The organism is Rhizobium sp. AAP43, assembly GCF_001296045.1.
Classification (GTDB): Bacteria; Pseudomonadota; Alphaproteobacteria; order Rhizobiales; family Rhizobiaceae; genus Allorhizobium.
Map to the genome: position 1 here is coordinate 1 of NZ_LJHS01000069.1, position 3,423 is coordinate 3,423.

Annotated in this window: 1 protein-coding gene; it reads right to left on the reverse strand. The window is 66.2% G+C overall.

Features of this window, described 5'->3' with window-relative positions; translation table 11 throughout:
• Positions 1-356 precede the first annotated feature (356 nt).
• Positions 357-3,423: hypothetical protein (locus tag IP76_RS22670; RefSeq protein WP_054160519.1), on the reverse strand; the 3,067-nt coding region annotated here is incomplete at its 5' end.

Consider the following 3,423-nt stretch of genomic DNA (forward strand, 5'->3'; position numbering starts at 1 on the left):
GTGAAGACTGTCTCACAGGTTGCAAAGGTGCACGTAAATTTGCATGAACACGGTCCTAGTTTGAAAGAGATGAGGATGGGGCCAGAGATGGCTAGGAAAAGAAGTGACGAGATGCGGTGAGCTGAAGAAAGGTTTTTGGTTGGAAAGTTAAGAATATTTGTGCACTATCAGTGGCACACGGCCTGGTACTTTCGGGCAGGGGTACCAGAAATCCAAACACGGGGGCAGGCAGAGAAAGACGCGTGTACATTGGCAAGAGTAGCAGTGCGGGGCCCTGGGCGGGCTTGCTGCGCCAACGTGCAGTCAAGCCAGCAAAGGGACAAGGGATGTGGGGTAGGGGCTGGGGCGCACGTGCCTTAGAACATGGCCAGGCGCAGCGGGCGGCTGCGCACAACCTGGCAGCGCGACTGGCCAGTGAGGCCGCGGGTGTTGTAGCCATCGGCGCAGCGCACACACTGGGTGGGGCTGGTGCCCGGCTGGTAAGTGTTGACGGGGCAGGGTGTGCAGAGGCGCGCGCCCTCGGTGGAGCTGAAGTAGCCCTTGCCGCAGGTCTGGGGCACCGCGGTGGCAGACAGCGGGCACTGCTTGCCGATGGGGCACAGCAGGCAGGAGCCGGCGCGGGGCGCGGAGGAGTAATAGCCAGGCTTGCAGGGGCTGCACACGCTGCTGCCGGCGGCCGCGTAATAGCCGGCCTTGCAGGACTGGCACGTGGAGGCGCGGCCAGAGGAGAAGGTGCCGGAGGGGCATGTCTTGCAGGACTTGGAGCCGAGGGTGTTGGTGTACTGGCCGGGCGGGCAGGCGTCGCAGGTGTCGGAGCCGGCCTCAGCGGAGAAGGTGCCGTAGGGGCAGGGGGTGTAAGCGGTGGCGCCGGTGGTGTTCACGTACGTGCCCACGGGGGCGGCCCCGCAGGCCGTGGCCAGCTGGTTGTTGTAGTAGCCCTTGGCGCAAGGGGTGCAGGCCACGGTGGCGGTGTTGGCGTCGGCCACGCCCTCATAGCCCTTGGGGCAGCTCTGGCAGGTTTGCTGACCAGACATCGACATAAACTTGTGAGCCCCGCAGGGGGTGCAGTCGGCAGCCGAGCCATCGCTGACGTAGCCGGGGCGGCAGGGCGTGCAGGCGGCGTGGTTGGAGGGGCCGGTCTCGGAGCCAGCAGGGCAGGTGGTGCACGTGGCGCTGGCCATGAAGGCGGCACGGTACGAGGTGGCGCTGCACGCGACGCAGCGGTCGGGGCCCTTAATGTCGGTGGTGGAGGCGCTCTGGTCGGGGATGGTGCCCGCCTTGCAGGCCACGCACTTCTGCATGCCCTTGCGCGGCGCGTAGGTGTTCAGGGTGCAGGTGGCGCATTCGGTGGAGGTGGCGGGGTCGCGGGTGCCAGAGCTCCAAGCCGAGTAGGTGCCGATCTCGCACAGCACGATCTCCGACTTGGCCGCGGCGGCGCCCTCGCCCGACACCAGCTTCTCGCGGTAGCCCGCGGGGATGGGCTTGCACTCGTTGTTCTCAGGGGTGGCGTCGCCAGAGCGGAACTTGCCGTCGTCACAGGGCTGGCAGGCTGTGCCGTCAGAGTAGGTGCCGGGGCCGCAGGGGGTGCATTCAGTGAAAGTGCCGTCGGCGATGCTGCCGAGGGGGCAGGTCTGGCAGGAGTTCATGGCATCCACGGGGGCCACGGTGTTGCCAGTGCAGGCAGTGCAGTGGGTGGCGTTGAGCTTGTAAGTGCCGGCCGTGCAGGCCACGCAGACATCGTCAATGGAGGCCAGGCGCTTCCAGCCGTCGGCGCAGGGCACGCAGGTGCTGGAGGAGTCGTCATACTCGAGGCCGTCGCCGCAGGTAATGTTGACGTAGGGCACGGTGCAGTAGTCGGCGCCGGGAAGGGAGGTGTAGCGGGGGACGGCAAGGGCGTCGCAAGTGTCGCAGTCGGCAGCGTTGTCAGACTTGCCCAGGAAGCTGTTGTACTTGTCATAGCCGCAAGTGGTCTTGGCACCGCCAGTGCAGGTGTAGCCGGTGGGGCAGGGCGGGCAGTACTGCTCGACAGGGGAGCTGATGCTGTAGGTGCCGGCGGGGCAGGTGGCGCCGCTGTTGCCAGAGTCGATGCCGATCAGCTCGCCACCAGTCACCTGGAACTGGCCGGCGCAGGACGCGGTGCCGACGGTGCCTGCCTGGGCGGCGTCGACGGTGACGCCGGAGAAGGTGGCGTTGACCTTGCCGCTGTCGGCAAACAGGCTGAGCATGTAGGAGGAGGCGTACTGGCCGGTGCTGGCGGTGGGCAGCATGGTGCGGATGTTGGTGCTGTCGATGTAGGCGCCCTGGATGGCCAGGTCGTTGTAGTTGTACGCAGTGCTGCCGGGCTCGGAGCACAGCTCGTCAAAGATGGGGGTGATGATCACGGAGCAGTCATAGTCTACAAACACAGACAGCAGGGTGTTGGACATGCTGCAGTTGGTGGTGAGCGTGGGCTTGTAGGTGGCAGAGCAGCCGCTCTTGAGCGTGTTGGCATCAGAGATGGACAGCAGGTGGTAGCCCGGGGACGGGGTGCCGCTTGCAGAGGGCACGCCACTAACGCAGGCCAGGCACTGGGTCATGCCCGGGAACAGGCTCCATTTGTTGCTCTCGCAGACTTTGCAGGTGCCCTGAGCAGCGGTATCCTGGTACTGGCCAGCGGGGCACAGCAGGCAGTCGGAGTTGCCGCCCTGGGCGTAGGAGCCGGCAACGCAGTTGGTGCACTGGCCAGCGGCGGTGCCGCCAACGGTACCGAGCGATGTGCCGGCGTCACAGGGGCTGCAGCCAACGCCATCATCAGAGTAGGTGCCGGCGGGGCAGAGGGCGCAGATCTTCACGCCGTCAACGGTGGTGACGCCGTAGGCGCCAAGTGCGCACTTGGTGGCCAGGTCGGTCTTGCAGATGGTGGTGTCGCTTCCGGAGCAGGTGGCCACGTCGCGCACGGGGTCGGAGCTCTCGGTGACAGCGTAGGTGAGCACAGCAGCGCTGGAGCGGTCGACAGTGTAGACGCCGGGGGTGGCGGTGGTGCTGAAGGCGTCCACGGTGGCGCCAGTCACCTGGCTGCCATAGACAAACACGTTGAGGGCGGCGGCAATTGCGGCGTCCACATCGAGGTCGCTGGTAGCGCTGGTGTCGGCTGCGCCGGTGTCGTAGGGGCACTCCTTCAGCAGGCCGATGGAGTTTGTGCCCCACATGGCGGGCACATAGTTGTCGGAGGAAGCCAGGGGCTCGATGGTGACGCCGCAGGTGCCGTCAATGTGCACGTTGAATGAGCTGAGGCACTTGGCGATGGGGTCAGAGGTGTGGCCGGTGGCATCGACCAGGTCGAGCTTGAAGTCGACGGCCGTGCAGGTGCCGGCGGCAGCGGCGCCAGCAGCCGCGGCGAGCAGGCAGAGCGCCAGGAGCGCCGTGCGATTGGGCCTCGTCATG